The following is a 19,135-nucleotide window of genomic DNA, read 5'->3' on the forward strand; positions in this document are numbered from 1 at the left end:
AACCCATGTCCGACCATTTGCCTAACCTCGACCCAAGCCTGTTCGACGACGTCAAACCCTCGACCCCAGGCGAACACAAACCGCGCATCCTGCTGCTCTACGGCTCGACCCGCGAGCGCTCCTTCAGCCGCTTGCTGGTCGAAGAGGCCGCACGCCTGCTCGAACACTTCGGCGCCGAAACACGCATCTTCAATCCCTCCGGATTGCCGTTGCCCGATGACGTCCCCGTCGATCATCCGAAAGTACAAGAACTGCGCGAGCTGGTGCTGTGGTCGGAAGGGCAGGTGTGGTGCTCGCCGGAACGTCACGGCGCCATGTCCGCCGTGTTCAAGGCACAAATCGACTGGATCCCGCTGGAACTCGGCGCCGTGCGCCCGACCCAAGGCAAAACCCTCGCGGTGATGCAAGTCTGCGGCGGTTCGCAGTCGTTCAACGTGGTTAACCAATTGCGCGTATTGGGCCGCTGGATGCGCATGTTCACCATCCCCAACCAATCCTCGGTGCCGAAGGCCTACATGGAATTCGACGACGCCGGGCGGATGAAACCTTCACCGTTCTACGACCGCGTCGTCGATGTGATGGAAGAACTGGTGAAATTCACGCTGTTGCTGCGTGGCCAGCAAACGCATCTGGTCGACCGCTACTCCGAACGCAAAGAAAGCGCCGAGCAACTGATGAATCGCGTGAATCAGCGTTCTATCTAAACTCGCCCGGCCAGCTGAACGTAGCCGGCCCATGCAACTAAGTTCTCGCGCCACAGGTCACTCACTCAGCGGAGGTTGATTCAATTCCCACGACCTCGAACATTGAAGACGCTGCCCGTGGCCACACACCTCGATCGTCGCAACAACCTGTCGCTCGACAGCCTCAACTTTTTCCTCGCGGACGTGCGCGACGGGCTCGGTCCTTATTTGGCGATTTACCTGCTGGCGGTGCATCACTGGGATCCGGCGAGCATCGGACTGGTCATGACCATCGCCGGCATCGCCGCGCTCGTCACGCAAACGCCGGCGGGTGCGCTGGTCGATAACACCCGGCGCAAACGGGCGATCATTGCGATTGCGGCGCTGCTGGTGACGGGCAGTTGTCTGTTGCTGCCGTTCGTGACGTCCTTCAGCCTGGTCGCGTTGACCCAAGCCCTCAGCGCCGTCGCCGCTTCGATTTTTGCCCCGGCCATTTCCGCGATCACCCTCGGCATTACCGGCCCGCGCGCCTTCACCCGCCGTACCGGGCGCAACGAAACCTTCAACCACGCCGGCAACGCCTGCGCGGCATTGTTGGCCGGGGTGTTCGCCTACCTGTTCGGCCCGGTCGCGGTGTTCTATCTGATGGCAGCGATGGCGATTGCCAGCGTCATCGCCGTCTCTTTCGTTTCGCCCAAAGCCATCGACCACGACGTCGCGCGGGGCCTCGATCCCGGCGGAGCAGGGCACGGCACGCAACCGTCGGGGCTGACAGTGTTGCTCAAAAACAGACCCCTGCTGTTGTTCGCCATTTGCTGTGCGTTGTTCCACTTGGCGAACGCGGCGATGTTGCCGCTGGTGAGCCAGAAACTCGCGCAGGCCAATCTGCAGATGGCCACACCGTTGACCTCCGCCTGCATCGTCGCGGCGCAACTGGTCATGGTGCCGGTCGCGTTGCTGGTCGGGGCCAAGGCCGATGTCTGGGGACGCAAACCGCTGCTGCTCGCTGGCTTCATGATTTTGCCGTTGCGCGGCGTGCTCTACATCTTGTCCGACGACCCTTATTGGCTGGTTGCGGTGCAACTGCTCGACGGAATCGGCGCGGGGATTTTCGGCGCGCTGTTTCCGGTGGTGGTGAAGGACCTGACGTTGGGTACCGGGCACTTCAATGTCAGTCTGGGCGCGCTGTCGACCGTGTTTGGATTGGGCGCGGCGTTGAGTAATAGCCTGGCGGGGTTTGTGGTTCAGGCGGCGGGGTACAGTGCGGCGTTTTTGACGTTGGCGGGGGTGGCGGCGGTGGCGTTGGTGTTGTTGTGGGTGGCGTTTCCGGAGACGTTGCAGCGTTCAACGGTTGAAACGAATGATCGGCAAAATGAGAGGCCTCCAGCTACTGTGCCTTGAAGATCAAAAGATCGCAGCCTTCGGCAGCTCCTACATTGATCGTGTGTAGGAGCTGCCGAAGGCTGCGATCTTTTGATTCTGGCGGCCTGAAAGCGCCAGAATCAGGTAGATTCTTCGGCAGCTTTATTGATGAATATTCACAGGGAGGCACCACCATGAGCGAAGACAACAAAGTAAAAGGCCCGGCGTCCTACTTCCCCTCCATCGAAAAGAACTACGGTCAGCCCATCGACCACTGGCTCAACCTGCTCGCCGGCCACACCGACAAAAAACACATGGAACTGGTCGCCTGGCTCAAGACCGAGCACGGCATGGGCCACGGCCACGCCAACGCACTGGTCGCGCATCATCTGGCCAACAGCAAAAAATGAGGGCAGTCCTCATTCACACGACACACAGCCAAGGCGCCACCGATGCCGCTCAGCTTCCATAAAATGCACGCCAACGGCGACGACTTCATCCTCGTCGACGCCCGTCACAGCGCCAACCCGATCACCAGCGCAATTGCCCAACGACTGGGCGACCGCCACCGAGGCATCGGCTTCAACCAACTCGCTGTGCTGCTCGACTGTGCGGACGCCGATGCACGGCTGGAATTCTGGAACGCCGATGGCTCGGCACTTGATGTCTGCGGCAGCGCAACCCGTGGCGCTGCCGACCGATTGATGCGCGAGGCCAGCCGAAAATCGATCACCCTGCGCACAACGCGCGGCCTGCTCAATTGCGAACGCACATCCAGCGGATTGATCTCGGTCGATATGGGTGAGCCGCTTTTTCACTGGATGGACATTCCGCTGGCCGAGGAACACGACACGCTTGCATTGCCACTGCCCGGCAATCCAGTCGCGTGCAGCATGGGCAATCCGCATTGCACGTATTTCATTGACGACCTCAGTAAGGTCGACATCGCCGCGCTTGGCCCGGCGATTGAAAGCAATCCGTTGTTTCCTCGCAAAACCAATGTGCACTTCGTGCAGGTTATTGATCGTCAGCACATTCGCTTACGGATCTGGGAGCGTAACGGGGGAGTTCCGCTGGGCTCCGGTTCATGCGCCTGCGGTGCCGCCGTCAATGGCATCCGCAAGGGGCTGCTCGATCACAACGTCGAAGTCGAATGCGACGGCGGCAGCGTTCACGTCCATTGGAACGGCAAAGGCAACGTCACCCTCAGCGGCCCGGTAGAACCGATCTACTCCGGCACAATTCCGGATAGCCAACTAAAACCCAACGCAACCCCACTGTAGGAGCTGCCGAAGGCTGCGATCTTTTGACCTTAACGCCGCCACATTCCCCCAATCCCAACACGTCACCAACCTTCAAACAAACACCCCGGTCAGTCCCTTCTCCCTCCGGGAGATGGCCAAGGTGAGGGCCATCCCAAACCATCCAAAATTCCCCAAAACACCGCGCACACCACCGTTCTAAACAACAAAAACCAAACCTGTTTAACCGAAGCCTCCAGTAACCACCCAAGCCCTACAACGCCTTGCGCCTTTGCCTACGACTAAGCCAGAATCGCCCGGCTTGTGCGTCTGGCGCTCACTCCGTACCTTGATTCCTGTCACTGCTCATCAGTGAACGGGTCTGCAAGCCCGCCGGAAAACCAGACGCATAGCCCTGCCAAAGGACGCGTGATCGTGTCCACTCAATGGCGGCTTTGTGCGGGAGACCTTAGGGTCTGCCGGGTTCCTGGTTTCCCGGTCTTGCAGACCCGCGCATAGCTGCCACCCATCATCTGCAAGTGATGCCGGTAGCTCCTAGTGAACAATCAGGAGTTTCACCATGTTCAAAGTAACCCCCAACCCTCCCGCAACCGACACCACATCCCCTTACGAATCCCTCGACTCGAAAAAACTCCACGAAGCCGCCGAGCGCGCCCTCGACCACTACCTCGGCCCCGCCGACATCATGGCCAGCACCAACGAACCCGAATCCATGTTCCTCGCCAACCCGGCGTACGACACCGAATCCCTGCTGGCCAACGCCAGCGAATCCCTCGGCAGCGCCACCACCATGCTCAGCGACTTCGCAGCCCTGCTGAACACCTCGCATCGCAAGACATTGCTCGGCATCGCCCAGGTCGTGATGCTCGGCGAACTGGCCGTCAACCAGGCACTGGACAACGTCGAAATCGCTAAATAGCCAGCCACCCGGTCGAGGAGGAAACCCTCCTCGACACACGGTGTCTCACGGTGGCTGGCACAGGGCCACGCCTTGCGCCCCCCGGCCTCGACTGTCACCCTTCGGGCCGTTCTTCAAGGATCAGAACAAGGAATCATGGATGAGTGGATACGTTCCCAACCCGCCTAAAAACTACCGCTACGAAGAAGCCAAACCCGTCGATATTCATGCCCAGCGTTGGGCTGAGTATGAGAAATATGGGAAAGCGCCTGCGCCCGAACCTGAGAAAATCGGGATCGCGTTGAGGATTGGGGTTTTCTTTGATGGGACGGGTAATAACGCGAATAACACAGCGGCTGGTTTGCTGTGTGGCGCGCAGCATCCGATTGCGCCGCAGGATATTCCTGCGAGTTGCAAACCGTATATGGGGGATCCGGATAGCAGCTATGGTGCTGGCGCGACCAATGTTAAAAAATTGGCTGACATGTATTACGAAGCCCCGATTGCAGAAGGCGACGGGTCATTAAAAACTGTTTCTCGCCCCATTTATATCGAGGGTATTGGTACCCGTGCCAATGAAGAGGACAGCATGGTCGGACAGGGTACCGGCCGTGGTGAAACAGGAGTAGCCGGGCGCGTGCAGACTTCTTTCACCTTCATCAAGCAGATTGTTATTGATGCTATCCAAGAAAATCCAGGTAGCGAGATAGCGTCCATTACTTTTGATACGTTCGGTTTCAGCCGTGGCGCTGCAGCGGCTCGTCACTTTTCGAATGAAGTAGTAAGGGGAAAACAAGGGCCGCTGGCGGAACTGCTCATCAGTCACGAGGCTGATTTTAGCCGTACGTTTGTCGCCCAGTACGGAAGCGGCATCACGATGGGCTTTATAGGGCTGTTCGACACTGTTCCATCCATCGCAGGCTTTACCAATTTTGGGAGAGTGAAAAGCCCAATCGCTCCAGGTGTAAAACTGTACCTGGATCGGCGGTTCTTCAAAGATGTCGTTCACTTGGTGGCCCGAGATGAATGCCGGGCAAACTTCGCTTTGAGCCGAGTCAAACCTGATCATCCGGAGTATTCATGCCCCGGTGTCCATTCGGACATCGGTGGCAGCTACTTGGATCAGGTCGAAGAGTGCGTTTTGATCAGTCCCATGCAAACACTCGAGGTGTCGTTCAATACAGACGTCACATCCACCTCAATCTATCGAGACGCGGCCAAAGTAAAGAATCAATGGATAGCCAACGGATGGCCTGCCCATTTATTGGAAATTGTGACGCCCGAAGCATTCGACATTCCAATGGATCACCAGGACAGACTGGGGCCGAAGCAAAAACGTGTATACGCGGGGCTTCAGCTCAAGAGGCCCGTCAGTGGCAAGCTTTCTACGGTGTATCTGAAGTTGATGCACCAGCTAGCGAGGGAAAAAGGTGTTCCCTTTACCGATATACCTGCTAGAGCTGAGTATGCCGTGCCCAGCGAGCTACAAGGTCTCTACGACAAATTTTTAGCGGGTAATTACTTCACTACTCCAGAAGAAGAGCAATTGCTTAGGCTGAAATACATCCATACCTCCGCTAATTGGAATCATCCTCTAGGTAGAAGAGATGGCAGCGGTCTTCGGGCCGTGTACATCAACGCCCCCACCGAAAATGGTGTCCGTGTACAACATCCTCACGTAGCTGATTGGAAACTCTGGTAAATGAGAATACTTGTAGCCCTGCTGGGCGCTTTACTTATCTCGGGATGTCAGGCCTCAAACTCACAATCGGGTGAAGATGACCCGAAATACGAGTGGTGGGAATTGGCATTCATCAAACCCAATTTTATGAATGTCTGGGTTGAAGACAGTGCCGTGGAAGACATCAACGGCAAAACTTATTTGCGGGCAGGGGGGGGGAACGCAAGTGGTGCCGAACCGAACGACGGCAAAGAGTCTGCGCGTGGATGGATCGGTGTGGGCGGCACTGGAAAACCGGTGATCGGCGCAGATCTTCCAAAACGTATTTTTGTGCGTTGGCAATCGATACCAGAGCGGAAGACCTATCGGGCATGGGTGGATATCCCTGAAGAGGCGAGGCAAGTGATGGTGACATCTACCCATCAACGTTGCCCGGAAACACCTGATAAAACTGCACGTTTCATGGCATCGGTCTATTTGGGATTGGCACCTGGTGGCGTTGTGCAGGTTTGGGTGAGGGATTTGTGTCGACGTCCGGTAAAAGTCGCTCGAGCACAAGCGGACTTAGAGCCGCTCGGGCCGGAGCAGGGTAAAAACGGGGGGCAGTATGCTTACCCTGTCAGCGAAAAGGCTCAGCTTTATATCGACAAGTACGGCATTCCATATGGGAGTTGGTAATCCGATTTCCTTTATCAGAAATGTCATCGTGGTGCTGTGCGTGTTGTTGACTAGTGGATGTCAGACTGCCGATCCACTTTCAGCGAAAAATGATCCTAAGTCCCCATGGTGGGAACTAGGCTTTACCGAGCCTTACTATATGAAGATATGGGTCGAAGACAGTGCCGTAGAGGACATCAACGGCAAGGTATTCAGACGCACGGGCGGAGGTACTGCCGCAGGTGGAGAACCGGAAAACGGTAAAGAATCCGCACGAGGCTGGCACGCCGTGGGTGCTGCCACAAAAGCTGTGACTGGAGCTGATTTGCCCAAACGCATTTACGTGCGTTGGCAGTCCATCGTTGAGCCGCGAACCTATCAGGTTTGGGTAGATGTACCCGAAGAGGCAAGACAATTGATGGTTGCGTCGGTAAATCAACGATGCCCAGAAACGCCAACGCAACAGGCTAGCTATAGCGCTTCTATTTACCTGGGACTGGCTCCTGGGGGAGTCGTGCAGGTGTTCGTTCGTGACTCATGTCACTGTCCCGCCAAGGTAGCTAAGGCACAAGCCGAGATAGAGCCTTTGGGGCCAAGTCTGGGGAAGAACCAAGGACGATACGCGTATCCGGTTAGTGAAAAGTCGAAGCGTTACATCGAGAAGTACGGCATCCCTTATGGGAGTTGGTAGCCGAAGGGCCCAAGTGTACGTTTCCCGGATATTGCCGTTAAGCAAAGGGTTTCGATTTCTTGCGATTGAACGTTTGCTTTGAACGTAAGAGACCGCTTTCGGCCGAAGCTGCTTTCGAACCAAATCGGACGTTCAGCAGTAACTCCGGCAATGTGTTTTCTGACATGCTTGCCTTGAATCCATCGCAAAACTGAATTCACGGGTACTTTGATCCCATGGCCACAGGTCTTCGTGATACCAACCTTGATTACGTACTGGGGATCATTCAAAAAAACCCAAATACCGAATTAAGTGTTATGTGTGAGCACCTGCAGATCGACAGTCGCGATCTTCTGAATCAATTGGCGATCTCAGTAGCAAGACTGTTTATTACGGGCGCCCGCGATTTTCATTACTGTGATGAGGTGATGAATATTGTCATCAGCGATATCGTCGATTTGTCCCTGCACGCGGATATGCCCCAGCCGGCATTCTCTATCTACCAGGCATTTGATGCAGGCGAGTATTGGCACAGCGGCGATGACCGCAACGTATTTCCTTGGGAGAAGTGGACAAGGCCTGAACGCGATAGAATTTTGTGTGAGGTCAATGGCGGCGCTATCGGGCTTTCGAAGTAGGGCCTACTGAACTCCCGAAGGATCACTTCTGACCGATAGCTGCCACTCACGCACGACTGCTTTCGGCCAAAAGCGGCCCTTCGCAACAGGCAGAAATCAGCCAGAAGCGGAAATCTTGGCCCAACCTATAGATCTGGTTGCTAATCTCAGCTTGCTTCACCGCCTATCATCTTCAGCATGCCGCATACGCCCATAATTTCAAATGTTAAGCTTCAAAGCAGGAACGGCCTGAGGCCTGCGTAGTCCACACGGAGCGAGCTTTTGAAATTTTCTCACCGAAACAATTTCGACCCAAATCGTCAACAAGGTCCTATTGTTGAAGACGCTCCCATGTGGTTGCGAGACGAGTTTTTCATCACTGTGCTTTCCAAACTCACCTACATCGATCTAGATAGCCGTGTAAAAAACAAAGAAAAACTGCCCTTGGGTATCAAGAAGCTCAACGAGCGTTTATGCATTGAAACCCAGCGTCAAATGGACGAGCAGGATTGGGATTCTTGGACATGCAACGACGGCCTCGCTTACACAATTAAGCATTGTGAGTGGTATCAGTTTTACGATTGTGTGGAGGCGGTTGGCGATGAACTGAAGTCGGTAGAGCCCTTCTATCTGGGCGCGCCCGGGTTTGTTGACTTTTCCACATTAACCTTCGACGCGTACCGCGCGAAGGTTAATGAGATCCTTGCAAAACACCAGGTCGGCTGGCGATTAAATAGCAGGAGCCAGCTCGAATCAGCCCTTCCCAAAGATCTGGCAGATCGCATTGATGGCATCGAAAAAAAACTCGATCAGTTTGACGCGGCACGAGAGCACTTTAGAAAAGCCAAGCGTTACGTGTTGGGAACACACAAGGATTACGAGAACTCGATCAAAGAATCGGTGAGCGCTTTCGAGAGCGTTGGAAAAGTTCTCTACAACAAAACTGCCACACTTGGTGACGTACTGAGCCGTATGAAGAAGGACGGATCAGTTCCGCCGATGCTCGTAAATGTCATGGAAAAATTTTACGCATATGCCAACGCTGAGCCTGGCGTTAGGCACGGCGGTACTCAAAAGCCAAAATCTGATGAAATGGATGCAGAGCTGGCCATGCATCTAAGTGCCGCTTTTATCCGTTATGCCATCGAGCTCCAGAGCCAAAAGCTGAGCTAATTTTATGGCCTTTCAGGCAAACAGCTCTATTGACCCTCCAATTCGCCAGGCAGGAATGACATGGTGTTCCTGCCGGCGAACGTCATCTTTGTGTCGATTTCTACCTGCCGTGGAGGGCCAAAAGCGGTCAATAGCAGACGACCAGCCCCAGTTTGCTAGCGGACGAAATCTGACGTTTAGATTGGCCTAAAAAATTTGATGATATTCAATTTGAACTTCCCGTCGCTGTAGTGCGCAATCTTGTAAGGAGCTACTTTGAGAACAAAGCCATTTTCGGTGCTGCATTCTGTCGCCGAGTACTATCATCACGACGCTGCTGATTTTGCAGAACGATTCGACATACTTTGGGAAAACCAGACTCACAAAACAGGACGCATAAAGACCTTCGTGGATTTGCTAATGGGATGTGAATGCGAGCTAAAGACCCACGTCACATTGAGTCACCTTAAGGATGATGCCGTCGAAACCTACAGGCGGGTGAAGAAGGCAGGTCATAGCATCGATAGACTCGCCGAAATGGCGCATTTTATGGAGGATCGTTCACACTACGACTTCCTCAAAGACAATCTCCATGGACTGTCAGTTTTTATCCGCTATTCCCTTGACGCTTATGGGACATTTTTTCCTTTTTTTGACTACGATGAAGCTGAAGTTAATTACTCAAGAACGATAGGAAATAACCTGTGGGTGCTTAAGATACGGAATCACCTCGCATCGATGATCAGCGCCTCAAATGACGAGTTTACTGGGATGGTTTCGTGTGACTTAGAGGCGATCTTTGACAACGAAAGTCAGATTGAGTCTTTCATGAAAAAAATACGAAATTGAATCGCCATAAATTATAGTACTATTTTCACCATCTGAACCCGATCCTTACGGAAATCTATGCCAAATCAAACAAGCTATATAGAGCAGCTAAAAATATTGGAAAAACTTGTTCTGATGGCCATTGCTGTTTCTGATAAATCCGGAGGAAATAAAACAACTACCCTCGGAATAGAGTCGACAAAAATCTATACACGCTTAACCCTAAGCGCAATAACTATAAATGCAATTTTACCCAACAATTCCATCAATAACAGCAAATTATGGGATTTCCCGTCTGCAGCCGTGCTGGCCAGAACCTTCATGGAAACAACGCATCGTTACCTATATCTTTGCATACCCGGCGAGTCAAAAGAGGAGCAACAGTTTCGCCAAAAGCTTCATTACTTCCATATGAATTTCGAAAAATATCGTCTTTATAGTGACTCCGGCACACATCTAGATTGGCTCCCTGAATTTGAAGAAAAGCTCCCCTTAGAAAAAGCTGCTTTAATGGAGTCCTCGACATACAAAGAGCTAGACAAACACATGCAAAACAGAGTGCGTTCTGGCAACACGGAAATGCATTTCACTGATGAGCAAATTGCTGACAAACATCGGCTAGCATTCGGTCGCTTCAAACCAATCTATCGAATACTTTCAAATCACTCTCACGGCTCTCCATTTGCCACAACGTCTCAATCAAATGAGCGAGGGAGAGGGTTAGAAAACAAGGTAGAGAACGATTACCTCGAGTTGATTCTGTTGTTAGTAAATCGCTACTTAAGCAAGATAATCATTGCTCAGGCGAAACTTCTAAAACTGCAAAAAAAATGTCATCGAGCAGTATCATATGCGACAGAGATTTTCAGTACAGAATAGCTTTGATAGTTATTCATTGGGTACGCCCCCCCCTACCTTCTCTTTTAAACGGATCAACATCGAGTGGCTGCTTTGGGTCGACCTCTACCGGTCATAAACTAGGGGCGATTCACAGTGAGGTCCAGGACTGCCCTCTGATTTGAATGGCTCCCCGACTTTTTAGACACAATTGACTGGTAAAGGGACGGATAGCGACGGTCTGGCACGACCGTCGCAGTGAATGGTCACACCTCCGTCTGCTCCGCCATTTCCAAGGCATCATCGACTTCGATTCCCAAGTACCTGACAGTGCTTTCAAGCTTCGTATGACCAAGCAGGAGTTGGACCGCTCTAAGGTTCTTCGTCCTGCGATAAATCAACGAAGCCTGGGTTCTCCGTAGCGTGTGAGTACCATACATGGTTGGGTCAAGGCCAATGGTTGTCACCCACGCTTTGACTATTCGAGCGTATTGCCTGGTGGATAAATGCTCTGAAGCGTGCAACCGGCTCGGGAACAAGAAATCCTCACTGCGGAGACGCGCCTGGCGCATCCACGCTTCCACAACCGTTCGGGTCTGTTCAGTGATTTCAAATTGCACTGGGTGTTGAGTTTTCTGCTGCATCACGATGGCCCGTGACGACACATGCTCCCCATGAGCAATGTCTCGGACCCGCAGTTTGGTTAAGTCACAGGCACGCAGCTTGCTATCGATGGCCAAGTTGAAGAGCGCCAAATCACGCGTCTTCTCAGCAAGCTGAAGTCTTACTCGGATAGCCCAGATATCTCTGACTCGGAGCGGGGCTTTCTGACCGACAAGCTTTCCCTTGTTCCAAGGCTGATGGCGGTATCTAGCAACAGTGTTCATGGCTCGTCCTCCACGTTGAGGGAAGGCAAGGGTGGATCAGTCACAATGGCTGGTGGTGGCTATCAGACCCATAGCTGCCTGTCGGCAAAGGCATAAATCGACCTAAAGCTGCCGGTCGACTTTAGAATTTAAAGCCCTTCGGGCAATCCGCTTCGACCATTGAGCTAGCAGGATAAGCCTCAGTAATCACATATAAATTAGATTTACTCAAACTTTATCTGGGGTGACGTGGAAATCGTTATACGCAAACCCACGTCTCTTTCCAAATTCCCAGTGAACGCAAAAGAGCAAGCTCCTTATCCTTTTCCTCCTGGGAAAATTCTTTCCCAAACTCCATATACAGAAAATCCTGTGTTGATATTGGGGAACTCTTCTGGTCTGATGCAACTCCAACTATCTCTTCAATTCCAGCTATCCTCAGCCGGATCGCTCGGCAATAGGCAGTAAGCGACTCTATTCTCGCCTCTCGGTATTCATCATATTCCTGATCAGGCATACGAATCAGAACCAAAAGGACATAAGCCCTCTTGCTTCTTGACGGAACAACAAGCACCCGAAAAAACCTATTTTCTCCGTTGTTGACAAATTCCTTTAAGAGTAAAACCTCATAACTTTCAGCAATAGACTGTCTCGCTAGACGTCCCTCTTCAGCCATCTTTCTCAGGACTACTTCATGCACATGCATGTCCTTAAAATCCGCATCGTGCTTATGAAGAATTCCTGCTGTACCCCTTTGAATATGAGACGTCTGATGTTCGATCAAGCGATCCCACTCATAACTTAATGCTATTTTTTCCTTCCATAAAAGATATGCACGACTACGATGTAGTCGGTTCCACCCCCCTTCATTAATAAATGGTAAATCCTTAGAGCGTGGCAACTGCGGGAAAGAAAATCCGGCGTATTCTGGAATAGGGTTAGAAAGGTAGGCCGCAAGCAATTCCTCCTCACCAGCAACCATCAAATCAGTATTAGATAAATATTCTTCTTTTTTTGTTAGATAATTTACAAAGTCCGAAACCGTATCCAGCTCCGCGAGCAAAACATCAAGCGTCAACTCATCGAGAATGTGAACAAAGCGTTTTTTATACAATGGCCCTCCGATCATAAAAGGATGATCTTTATTGCCCAATTCTTTTATCGTAGTATTAATAAAAAGACTACTAGAACTGCCATTTCCCCAAAATTTTTTCGCTGCCTTTGCCGATCCACGAGTAACTGCAATTAAATGAACTCTTCTGGCGCTAGGAGGGGGCAACGGAACCGGAAGTGGAATTTTGCAGTTTGAATCAATATAAATTCGTGTCGAAAATCTTTCAAGAAATGAAGCTGCACCTATCAGCTGATCTGCTGATTTTTTAATAGCACTTCTGTACCACCTGTGCCATGAAACTTTAATATCCTTATGCTTAGGGAATTCGCAATGCTTGTCAGAAAATATAAGAACATCATTTCCAAAAACCACCATAAAATCGCATAATTCCTTACCCTTACCTTCGTCAGTGTACGGATTCGAGTAACTCCAAAAATTAAGAAAGGCTCTCTTGGCCAACTTGGCCAAGTACCGCTCGGAATCCGTCGCTATTGCGGCAGTTGAGGATATTTCCTCCCAAATTGAAGGTTCTTGGTTCTCTTTCATTTAAATCAAGCCGGTAATTTTATAGATGGCTATAAGATTAAACGAACTTAAGTTTAAGGTACACCAATCTCAACACGCCGCTTCCTGTCATAATGACTGGCAGCTTCTGGCCGAAAGCAGCCCTACCAACACATTCATCTTCACGAGCTGTTTCCGGGCAATCACTGGCTCGCTTGGTATTCCTCAACCAACGATCGTGAACTCAGCCCCATCCAAAACCTCCCCATTAACCATCACCCAAATCCCATGCACCCCACCAAAATGCTTCCGCGTCGTAAAATCCTTTATCACCTGCCTTCTACCCACAACCACCTCCCCAAACCCCACCAAATCCACCACCTTCAACTTAAAAACCTTCCGCGAAACCCCGCCATTCGCCTTCACATAGTCAATCGCATAATCAATCACCAACCGCTGTTCATGTGCCACCGTCGACTTCACCGAAAACGACAAACCAATCACATCCCCCAACCGCACCACCCTCGGCTCAACCCGCACATCGATCAACTCAACCTCAGCCTTCTTCCCCGCACCAATTACCGCCAACGCGCGCATATCCCCCTGCTTAATCAAACTCCTCAGCGCATGCTTGGCAATCCAGGCTGTATGCTTTTCCTCCAGCGACCACCCCTCAATCACATCCAGCACCCAACCCGGATGTTCCTTCGTTACATCATTCAAATGATTCGCCACGGACTTGCGCACGTACAAACTCTCGTCCGCCTTCAACCGATCCAATATCCCCGCCGCTAAATTCGGATTCGCCTGCACCGCTTCCAGTCGAAACGACCAGGGCAGACGAGGGCGGCTGCCTTCGCTGGCCAGGCGGCGTACATGGTGATTCTCATCCAGCGCCCAGTCATGCATCAGTTCCAGCGAGCGTTCCAGGTCACTGCGCAGAAAGTGGCGGATGGCGAATTCAGAAGAGCCAAACGTGGTGAAGTACTTCAGCGCCTCCATCGAGGTATCGAACGCATGTCCGCCATAGCTGGCGACGTAATGCGGCAGGCACATGCTGACGAATCCGCTATTCAGCCTCGAAGCAAGTTCAAACAGCACTTCGAGGGAATCTTCATACCCGAGCGGCAAAACAGCGTGCAGGCTTTCGCTGACGCGGGCCATGCGTTGCATCACCGATAACTCGGCGAGACCTTCGTTGGCATGTTTGAGAAACGCTTTGGCTTTGAACGCGGGGTACACCGCGCTCATTTCGTCGGCGATGTGTTGCAGGCGTTCGGCGTTGAAGATTTCTTTGAGCGCGGGTGCGGCGGTGTCGGTTGTGCTCATGGTCAGGTCATCGGGGTGTTGATGAAGGCTTCGAGGCTTTCCGCGTAGGCGGTGTATTGGGCGATGCGCGGGTAGCGGTGGTCGTCGATCTGGTCGGGTACGACGAGGCCGGTGAAGCTCCACGCGACCGCGAGGCTGATGCCGTCCTGGGCGAGCGTGCCGTCGGTGGGCAGGTGGTAGGTTTCAAGTTGTTTTTCGAGGGCGGTGAAGGCGGCGGCGAGTTGGCTTTCGACGCGTTCGACCCACGGTTGGTATTGGATGTCGGCCGGGCGCAGGTTGCGTTCGTAGTAGAGCTGCACGGCTTTTTCGCAAGCGGCGAGGCTGAGGCCGATCAGGCGCAGGGCTTGGGCGCGTTGGCTCAGGCCTTTCGGCAGCAGGGTTTTGCCGGTGGCGGCTTCGAGGTAGTCGAGGATGAGCGTGGAGTCCATCAGTACGACGCCGTCGTCGAGGATCAGTGTCGGCGCTTTGACCACCGGGTTGATCCGCTGGAATTGTTCGAAGTGGCGGAACACCGAGACCGACTCGTGTTCGAGGGCTATGCCCAGGTGCTTGGCGGAGATCGCCACGCGCCGCACGTAAGGGGAGTCGAGCATGCCGATCAGTTTCATGACGCGTTCCTTCAAGTCGAACCGGTGGGAAGGCATAACCTAGCCGAGCTTGAAGCAATTGTCAGTCGTCGAAGCCGACCTGGTGCTGATTTCGTCGACCCTGATCCGCTCGCTTTGCGGGCGCATGTCGCTGGCGATGCGTTTGGTGCAGATCTGTACTGGATATGGGCAATCCTTCAGATCTGTTCTTTTATATGGACGGCAGCGCCCCTGAATCCGGGGGGATGCGAAGGCTACAGGGCATTTCTGAATGAAAACTCTGGCGGTCGAGAGTCATCGGTCGCAGGTCTTCGTTAGCCGTTTGTCTTCTATATACAGCCGCTCGATTGAATTTCTTGCTATAAACGCACTCCGAGTACCGCCATGAAGCCTGTGTCAGAGCAGTTTCCGGGCTTTGTCGGACGAATTCGCTGGATTTTCTGTTGCTGAGGTCGCAAGTCGGCCTTAGACTGCCGCCCCTCGTAAATTGAGTGCCGGGTGGCATTTGCAATAAACGATGCCTTTTCGACGGCCGCACGCGGTTTGCCGAAACGCTCCCTAATTCGCCTTAATGCACGTTTTTTTATAGAGATATCAATGACAAAGGACAAGTTGCTGGCCATGCCGGCAGATGACTACATGAATGCCGAGCAGCACGCTTTTTTCTCCGAGCTGTTGCAGAACATGAAAGTCGAAACCCACGAGCGCATTGAGCAAAATCGCATCGCCATCGAAAGCCTGGACACTCCGGCTGATCCGGCGGACGCGGCTTCGGTTGAAGAAGAGCGCACTTGGCTGGTGAACGCGATCGATCGCGACCAGCGCATGCTGCCGCAACTGGAACAAGCCCTTGAGCGCATCAAGGAAGACAGTTTTGGCTGGTGCGACGACAGCGGCGAGGCCATTGGCCTGAAGCGTCTGCTGATCAGCCCGACCACCAAGTACTGCATCGAAGCTCAAGAGCGTCACGAGCAGATCGACAAGCACCAGCGTCAGGCTTGATGCTGTGCGGTGACCCATGAATGTGGGTCGCCAGCAAAAGATCGCAGCCTTCGGCAGCTCCTACACGGAGATGTCGGGGCTGCGATCTTTGCTTTTGCTCGTCCGCAACATTTCCCGCCGATTCATTGACCTGCTGCAAGACCCCACGACTAACGGACCATAGATAATGGCGTTGTAGTGGCGTTTAATGCAGTCACAACAATGAAAACAAGCGTGGGGTGATGATATGACGAGAGATGGATCTCTGGTTGGGGCTCTGCCTGCACCAGTGCTGTTGCCGAAAAACCGCTGGCTCGCACCGACCCTGCAAAGCATCGCCCTGATGCTGTTGTTGGCCGGCATGACCCTGGGTGAGTGGTCGCTGTACCTCGCAATGCCATTGGCGGTGTTGATTGTCTGGCTGCCGCGCCTGCGTTCCCGAGCCGTCCCCGCTGTACAGCTTGCCGATTCCGGTAGCGCTATTTCTGAACTGACCCGCGACCTTTCCTACACGACCAGCCATAACGCCTTGTCGGCGGCCGGCGTAGCCTTTTCGGTGAAAGAGCTGGCGAGCAAACTCGAATCGCAACTGAATGCCGCCGCGCAAATCGTCAGCAACGCCGAAGTGATGATCGCCACTGAACACGCGACCTCGCAACTCAGCCGCGAAGCGCTCAGCGCTGCCAGCGAAGCCCATCACAGCAGTGCGGCGGGGCGTACGCAATTGCTCGATTCGATCTCGCGCATGCACCAACTCAGTCAACGCGCCAACGCCAGCCGTGAGTTGATCGAAGCCTTGAGCGTGCGCAGCGATGACATCCAGCGGGTGACGCTGGTGATTCAATCCATCGCCAGCCAGACCAATCTGTTGGCACTCAACGCTGCCATCGAAGCAGCCCGTGCTGGCGAACACGGGCGCGGTTTTGCCGTGGTCGCCGATGAGGTGCGTGGTTTGGCCGCGCGAACCGCGTCGGCAACCGGCGAAGTCGGCGAGATGGTTGCCGACATTCAGCAACGCACCGCGCAAGTGGTCGAGCAGATTCGCGAGCTGTCCAGCGACCTGCGCACCGGCGTCGAGCAGGTCGAGCACACCGGTCAGCACCTGGAAAACATCGCGCGACTGGCCGCTGGCGTGGAAACCCAGGTCGGCGAAATCGCCCGAGGCGCGGAAACCAACCGCGAGCAACTCGACAGTCTGTTCAAAGCCATCGAGCAGATGCGCAGCGATCTGGCGATCAGCGATCAACAAACCCGCCGCCTCGCCGACGCCGCCGTGCAGATGGAAGGGCAGGCGGAAACCATCAGCGAACGGCTCGCCGAAGTCGGCCTCGATGACTATCACCAGCGTATCTACGACCTGGCGCGTGAAGGTGCCAATCGGATTGCTGCGCAGTTTGAAGCCGATATAGATCAGGGGCGGGTCAGTCTGGAGGATCTGTTTGATCGCCAGTACCAACCGATCCCGAATACTCAGCCAGCGAAATTTCAGACCCGTTTCGATCGCTACACCGATCAGGTGCTGCCCGCGATTCAGGAGCCGTTGCTGCCGCGTCACGAAGGGCTGGTCTTCGCCATTGCCTGCACGCAACAGGGCTATGTGCCGACGCACAATCACGCATTCAGCAAGCCGTTGACTGGCGATGCGCAGGTCGATGCGCTGAACAATCGCACCAAACGCAAGTTTGCCGATCGCACCGGGATTCGCTGCGGTAGCCATCAGCAACCGGTGTTATTGCAGACCTATACCCGCGACACCGGTGAGTTGATGCATGACCTGTCGGTGCCGATCATGATCAAGGGCCGGCATTGGGGCGGTTTGCGTCTGGGCTATAAACCCGAAGGTGCGCGCTGAGCGATTGTTACCTTTGCTGCAATGAATCTGTGCACGGCCGTTGCTGTTTCCTCCCGTAGAAAACCATTAATCTAACTACGTAGTTAGCTAGCTAATGATTTTGGGAGGTCAGCATGCAGTGCAGAGTTGATGTCGCCGTGATGATCGGCAGCGGTGTGCCCGAGGGTTTGCGCGCGATGGGGCAAAGCGTCTGCTGGGTGGTGTTATTGAATGGGGAGCGGCGCGGCACCGCGTTCGCCAGTCGCGATGAAGCGGAAGAGTGCAAGGCCGCATGGCTTGCAGAATTACAAGCCAAGGCGGGTGACAGCCTGCACTGATCGGTTTTACTTGCCGCGGTGTAGGCGTACGTTCAACTCATCGACCATGACCGCTTCATCGCCGTCGGCACGTAACCATTCCTTGAGCAATTGCGCTTGTTGCGGCTTCCAGAAATCGGCGTCGATCAATTTGACGTCCGCAGGCAGTGGGTGGGCCTCGATGAAATCGTCGATAGCGGAGCCTTCTGAAGGCAATCCCAGTTGGTCGAACAGGGTCGTCAGATTGTTTGCTGTCAGTTCCATCGTATGCTCCTTGGTGTGGGCGCCGGGGTGACGCGATCGAACACTCTCTTTATCTGAGGCAGCCGTTCGCCAGGAGTTCGATTTTCGATTCAAGTGAACGGGCGAGCGCACAGGCTTCGTTATGGTCTTCGCGGAAACCTCTTACACGACCCGTCGATTTTTCCTTGATGTGAAAAAACGAGTTGCCGGCCGGTACCACTTGAAAACGAGGTGTCTGATCATCTGGTGTGGCGATACGCAGGATCAGCGGCGATGTGGTGCGTGCATCAGAGGGCAGGGCAAAGTGAGTTAGAGTGCACATATGAAGTCCTTTTCATCGTTCGACCCCTATTTACAGGTCGTTTCGGGTAGTCGTAATGAGCATTGCTGCTCTAGAATCGCCAATACCTGTTGACGACGGGGCTTATCTAAAGCAATTTTTCAGTTGCGATATGTCGGAAAAGTGCTTTTTTTCGTGAGAATTTTCCCTAAAGTTCGTAGTCAGTTTTATCTGTCGGCCACTGAGGATTTTTCCTTCAAGCTCTGGCGACAGTTGAGGCAAGTTTCGCGAGTGACATTCCAGTAGTCTAAGAACCTCGCGAACGATGAGCTGTCTGCTCGCTTCGGACTTTTATTTGAGTTATTTGGCAACACTGTCGGCCTGGCCGTTTTTTTGCCGTGCGCGTTTTCCGTGTGCGGCTTTTTCAGATGTGGGG

Annotated in this window: 21 protein-coding genes; 15 read left to right on the top strand and 6 right to left on the bottom strand. The window is 53.5% G+C overall.

Annotated elements, in window-relative coordinates; all coding sequences use genetic code 11:
• Nucleotides 1-5: 5 nt before the first annotated feature.
• From arsH to ACP3TY_RS09330, 12 genes are all read left to right on the top strand, one after another.
• Nucleotides 6-704, top strand: coding sequence for an arsenical resistance protein ArsH (arsH, locus tag ACP3TY_RS09275; protein ID WP_401238930.1), 699 nt, complete (start codon nucleotides 6-8; stop codon nucleotides 702-704).
• A 117-nt stretch (nucleotides 705-821) separates the two neighbouring features.
• Nucleotides 822-2,084, top strand: a complete 1,263-nt coding sequence (locus tag ACP3TY_RS09280) for an MFS transporter (RefSeq protein ID WP_426619786.1) — start codon at nucleotides 822-824, stop codon at nucleotides 2,082-2,084.
• Nucleotides 2,085-2,239: 155 nt separating this feature from the next.
• Nucleotides 2,240-2,455, top strand: a complete 216-nt coding sequence (locus ACP3TY_RS09285; RefSeq protein WP_212549220.1) for a DUF4287 domain-containing protein — start codon at nucleotides 2,240-2,242, stop codon at nucleotides 2,453-2,455.
• Nucleotides 2,456-2,497: 42 nt separating this feature from the next.
• Nucleotides 2,498-3,328, top strand: a complete 831-nt coding sequence (dapF, locus tag ACP3TY_RS09290; RefSeq protein ID WP_426619787.1) for a diaminopimelate epimerase — start codon at nucleotides 2,498-2,500, stop codon at nucleotides 3,326-3,328.
• Between the two features lie 538 nt (nucleotides 3,329-3,866).
• Nucleotides 3,867-4,226 carry a DUF6124 family protein gene (locus tag ACP3TY_RS09295; protein ID WP_426619788.1) on the top strand — a complete coding sequence of 120 codons (360 nt, stop codon included), beginning with the start codon at nucleotides 3,867-3,869 and terminating at the stop codon, nucleotides 4,224-4,226.
• A 139-nt stretch (nucleotides 4,227-4,365) separates the two neighbouring features.
• Nucleotides 4,366-5,907 (top strand): DUF2235 domain-containing protein, encoded by a 1,542-nt coding sequence (locus ACP3TY_RS09300; RefSeq protein ID WP_426619789.1) that lies wholly within the window; start codon nucleotides 4,366-4,368, stop codon nucleotides 5,905-5,907.
• Nucleotides 5,908-6,564, top strand: coding sequence for a DUF2931 family protein (locus tag ACP3TY_RS09305; protein ID WP_053120992.1), 657 nt, complete (start codon nucleotides 5,908-5,910; stop codon nucleotides 6,562-6,564).
• Entirely contained in the window at nucleotides 6,551-7,234 is a 684-nt protein-coding gene (locus ACP3TY_RS09310) for a DUF2931 family protein (RefSeq protein WP_426619790.1), read from the top strand. The genes ACP3TY_RS09305 and ACP3TY_RS09310 overlap by 14 nt, the downstream gene beginning before the upstream one ends.
• A 215-nt stretch (nucleotides 7,235-7,449) precedes the next feature.
• The gene (locus ACP3TY_RS09315; RefSeq protein ID WP_426619791.1) at nucleotides 7,450-7,851 is read left to right on the top strand and encodes a hypothetical protein; all 402 of its coding nucleotides are present in this window, start codon (nucleotides 7,450-7,452) and stop codon (nucleotides 7,849-7,851) included.
• A 261-nt stretch (nucleotides 7,852-8,112) separates the two neighbouring features.
• Complete coding sequence (locus tag ACP3TY_RS09320; RefSeq protein ID WP_426619792.1) at nucleotides 8,113-9,003, top strand: AbiJ-NTD4 domain-containing protein; 891 nt, start codon at nucleotides 8,113-8,115, stop codon at nucleotides 9,001-9,003.
• Nucleotides 9,004-9,258: 255 nt separating this feature from the next.
• A complete protein-coding gene (locus ACP3TY_RS09325) occupies nucleotides 9,259-9,831 on the top strand; it encodes a hypothetical protein (RefSeq protein WP_426619793.1) in 573 nt (190 codons plus the stop codon).
• 57 nt (nucleotides 9,832-9,888) lie between these two features.
• Complete coding sequence (locus ACP3TY_RS09330; RefSeq protein ID WP_426619794.1) at nucleotides 9,889-10,689, top strand: DUF5677 domain-containing protein; 801 nt, start codon at nucleotides 9,889-9,891, stop codon at nucleotides 10,687-10,689.
• Nucleotides 10,690-10,913: 224 nt separating this feature from the next.
• Here the strand turns inward: ACP3TY_RS09330 and ACP3TY_RS09335 are convergent, their stop codons facing one another.
• The 4 genes from ACP3TY_RS09335 to ACP3TY_RS09350 form a co-directional block, all read right to left on the bottom strand.
• Nucleotides 10,914-11,534, bottom strand: a complete 621-nt coding sequence (locus ACP3TY_RS09335) for a tyrosine-type recombinase/integrase (protein ID WP_426619795.1) — start codon at nucleotides 11,532-11,534, stop codon at nucleotides 10,914-10,916.
• A 238-nt stretch (nucleotides 11,535-11,772) separates the two neighbouring features.
• Nucleotides 11,773-13,173, bottom strand: a complete 1,401-nt coding sequence (locus ACP3TY_RS09340) for a hypothetical protein (RefSeq protein WP_426619796.1) — start codon at nucleotides 13,171-13,173, stop codon at nucleotides 11,773-11,775.
• 183 nt (nucleotides 13,174-13,356) lie between these two features.
• Nucleotides 13,357-14,460, bottom strand: a complete 1,104-nt coding sequence (locus ACP3TY_RS09345; RefSeq protein WP_426619797.1) for a DNA alkylation repair protein — start codon at nucleotides 14,458-14,460, stop codon at nucleotides 13,357-13,359.
• A 2-nt stretch (nucleotides 14,461-14,462) separates the two neighbouring features.
• A complete protein-coding gene (locus tag ACP3TY_RS09350) occupies nucleotides 14,463-15,068 on the bottom strand; it encodes a glutathione S-transferase (RefSeq protein WP_426619798.1) in 606 nt (201 codons plus the stop codon).
• A 576-nt stretch (nucleotides 15,069-15,644) separates the two neighbouring features.
• On the opposite strand from ACP3TY_RS09350, the gene ACP3TY_RS09355 reads away from it, so the two are divergent.
• The 3 genes from ACP3TY_RS09355 (at nucleotide 15,645) to ACP3TY_RS09365 (ending at nucleotide 18,197) form a co-directional block, all read left to right on the top strand.
• On the top strand, nucleotides 15,645-16,049 hold the full coding sequence (locus ACP3TY_RS09355; RefSeq protein ID WP_007907888.1) for a TraR/DksA family transcriptional regulator: 405 nt from the start codon (nucleotides 15,645-15,647) through the stop codon (nucleotides 16,047-16,049).
• A 607-nt stretch (nucleotides 16,050-16,656) separates the two neighbouring features.
• Nucleotides 16,657-17,880 (top strand): methyl-accepting chemotaxis protein, encoded by a 1,224-nt coding sequence (locus tag ACP3TY_RS09360; protein ID WP_426620447.1) that lies wholly within the window; start codon nucleotides 16,657-16,659, stop codon nucleotides 17,878-17,880.
• 113 nt (nucleotides 17,881-17,993) lie between these two features.
• Complete coding sequence (locus tag ACP3TY_RS09365) at nucleotides 17,994-18,197, top strand: hypothetical protein (protein ID WP_053120974.1); 204 nt, start codon at nucleotides 17,994-17,996, stop codon at nucleotides 18,195-18,197.
• 6 nt (nucleotides 18,198-18,203) lie between these two features.
• Here the strand turns inward: ACP3TY_RS09365 and ACP3TY_RS09370 are convergent, their stop codons facing one another.
• Both ACP3TY_RS09370 and ACP3TY_RS09375 read right to left on the bottom strand, forming a co-directional pair.
• Nucleotides 18,204-18,440: a DUF2789 family protein gene (locus ACP3TY_RS09370; RefSeq protein WP_426619799.1), complete on the bottom strand. Its 237-nt coding sequence runs from the start codon at nucleotides 18,438-18,440 to the stop codon at nucleotides 18,204-18,206.
• A gap of 49 nt (nucleotides 18,441-18,489) precedes the next feature.
• Complete coding sequence (locus tag ACP3TY_RS09375) at nucleotides 18,490-18,741, bottom strand: hypothetical protein (RefSeq protein WP_082341449.1); 252 nt, start codon at nucleotides 18,739-18,741, stop codon at nucleotides 18,490-18,492.
• Between the last annotated feature and the right edge of the window lie 394 nt (nucleotides 18,742-19,135).

Source organism: Pseudomonas rustica (assembly GCF_049959085.1).
Lineage (GTDB): Bacteria > Pseudomonadota > Gammaproteobacteria > Pseudomonadales > Pseudomonadaceae > Aquipseudomonas > Aquipseudomonas rustica.

Coding starts and splice junctions, on each gene's coding strand:
- arsH (WP_401238930.1), top strand. CDS start 6: ATGTCCGACCATTTGCCTAACCTCGACCCAAGCCTGTTCGACGACGTC.
- ACP3TY_RS09285 (WP_212549220.1), top strand. CDS start 2,240: ATGAGCGAAGACAACAAAGTAAAAGGCCCGGCGTCCTACTTCCCCTCC.
- dapF (WP_426619787.1), top strand. CDS start 2,498: ATGCCGCTCAGCTTCCATAAAATGCACGCCAACGGCGACGACTTCATC.
- ACP3TY_RS09295 (WP_426619788.1), top strand. CDS start 3,867: ATGTTCAAAGTAACCCCCAACCCTCCCGCAACCGACACCACATCCCCT.
- ACP3TY_RS09300 (WP_426619789.1), top strand. CDS start 4,366: ATGAGTGGATACGTTCCCAACCCGCCTAAAAACTACCGCTACGAAGAA.
- ACP3TY_RS09305 (WP_053120992.1), top strand. CDS start 5,908: ATGAGAATACTTGTAGCCCTGCTGGGCGCTTTACTTATCTCGGGATGT.
- ACP3TY_RS09310 (WP_426619790.1), top strand. CDS start 6,551: ATGGGAGTTGGTAATCCGATTTCCTTTATCAGAAATGTCATCGTGGTG.
- ACP3TY_RS09315 (WP_426619791.1), top strand. CDS start 7,450: ATGGCCACAGGTCTTCGTGATACCAACCTTGATTACGTACTGGGGATC.
- ACP3TY_RS09330 (WP_426619794.1), top strand. CDS start 9,889: ATGCCAAATCAAACAAGCTATATAGAGCAGCTAAAAATATTGGAAAAA.
- ACP3TY_RS09335 (WP_426619795.1), bottom strand. CDS start 11,534: ATGAACACTGTTGCTAGATACCGCCATCAGCCTTGGAACAAGGGAAAG.
- ACP3TY_RS09340 (WP_426619796.1), bottom strand. CDS start 13,173: ATGAAAGAGAACCAAGAACCTTCAATTTGGGAGGAAATATCCTCAACT.
- ACP3TY_RS09345 (WP_426619797.1), bottom strand. CDS start 14,460: ATGAGCACAACCGACACCGCCGCACCCGCGCTCAAAGAAATCTTCAAC.
- ACP3TY_RS09350 (WP_426619798.1), bottom strand. CDS start 15,068: ATGAAACTGATCGGCATGCTCGACTCCCCTTACGTGCGGCGCGTGGCG.
- ACP3TY_RS09355 (WP_007907888.1), top strand. CDS start 15,645: ATGACAAAGGACAAGTTGCTGGCCATGCCGGCAGATGACTACATGAAT.
- ACP3TY_RS09360 (WP_426620447.1), top strand. CDS start 16,657: ATGATCGCCACTGAACACGCGACCTCGCAACTCAGCCGCGAAGCGCTC.
- ACP3TY_RS09365 (WP_053120974.1), top strand. CDS start 17,994: ATGCAGTGCAGAGTTGATGTCGCCGTGATGATCGGCAGCGGTGTGCCC.
- ACP3TY_RS09370 (WP_426619799.1), bottom strand. CDS start 18,440: ATGGAACTGACAGCAAACAATCTGACGACCCTGTTCGACCAACTGGGA.
- ACP3TY_RS09375 (WP_082341449.1), bottom strand. CDS start 18,741: ATGTGCACTCTAACTCACTTTGCCCTGCCCTCTGATGCACGCACCACA.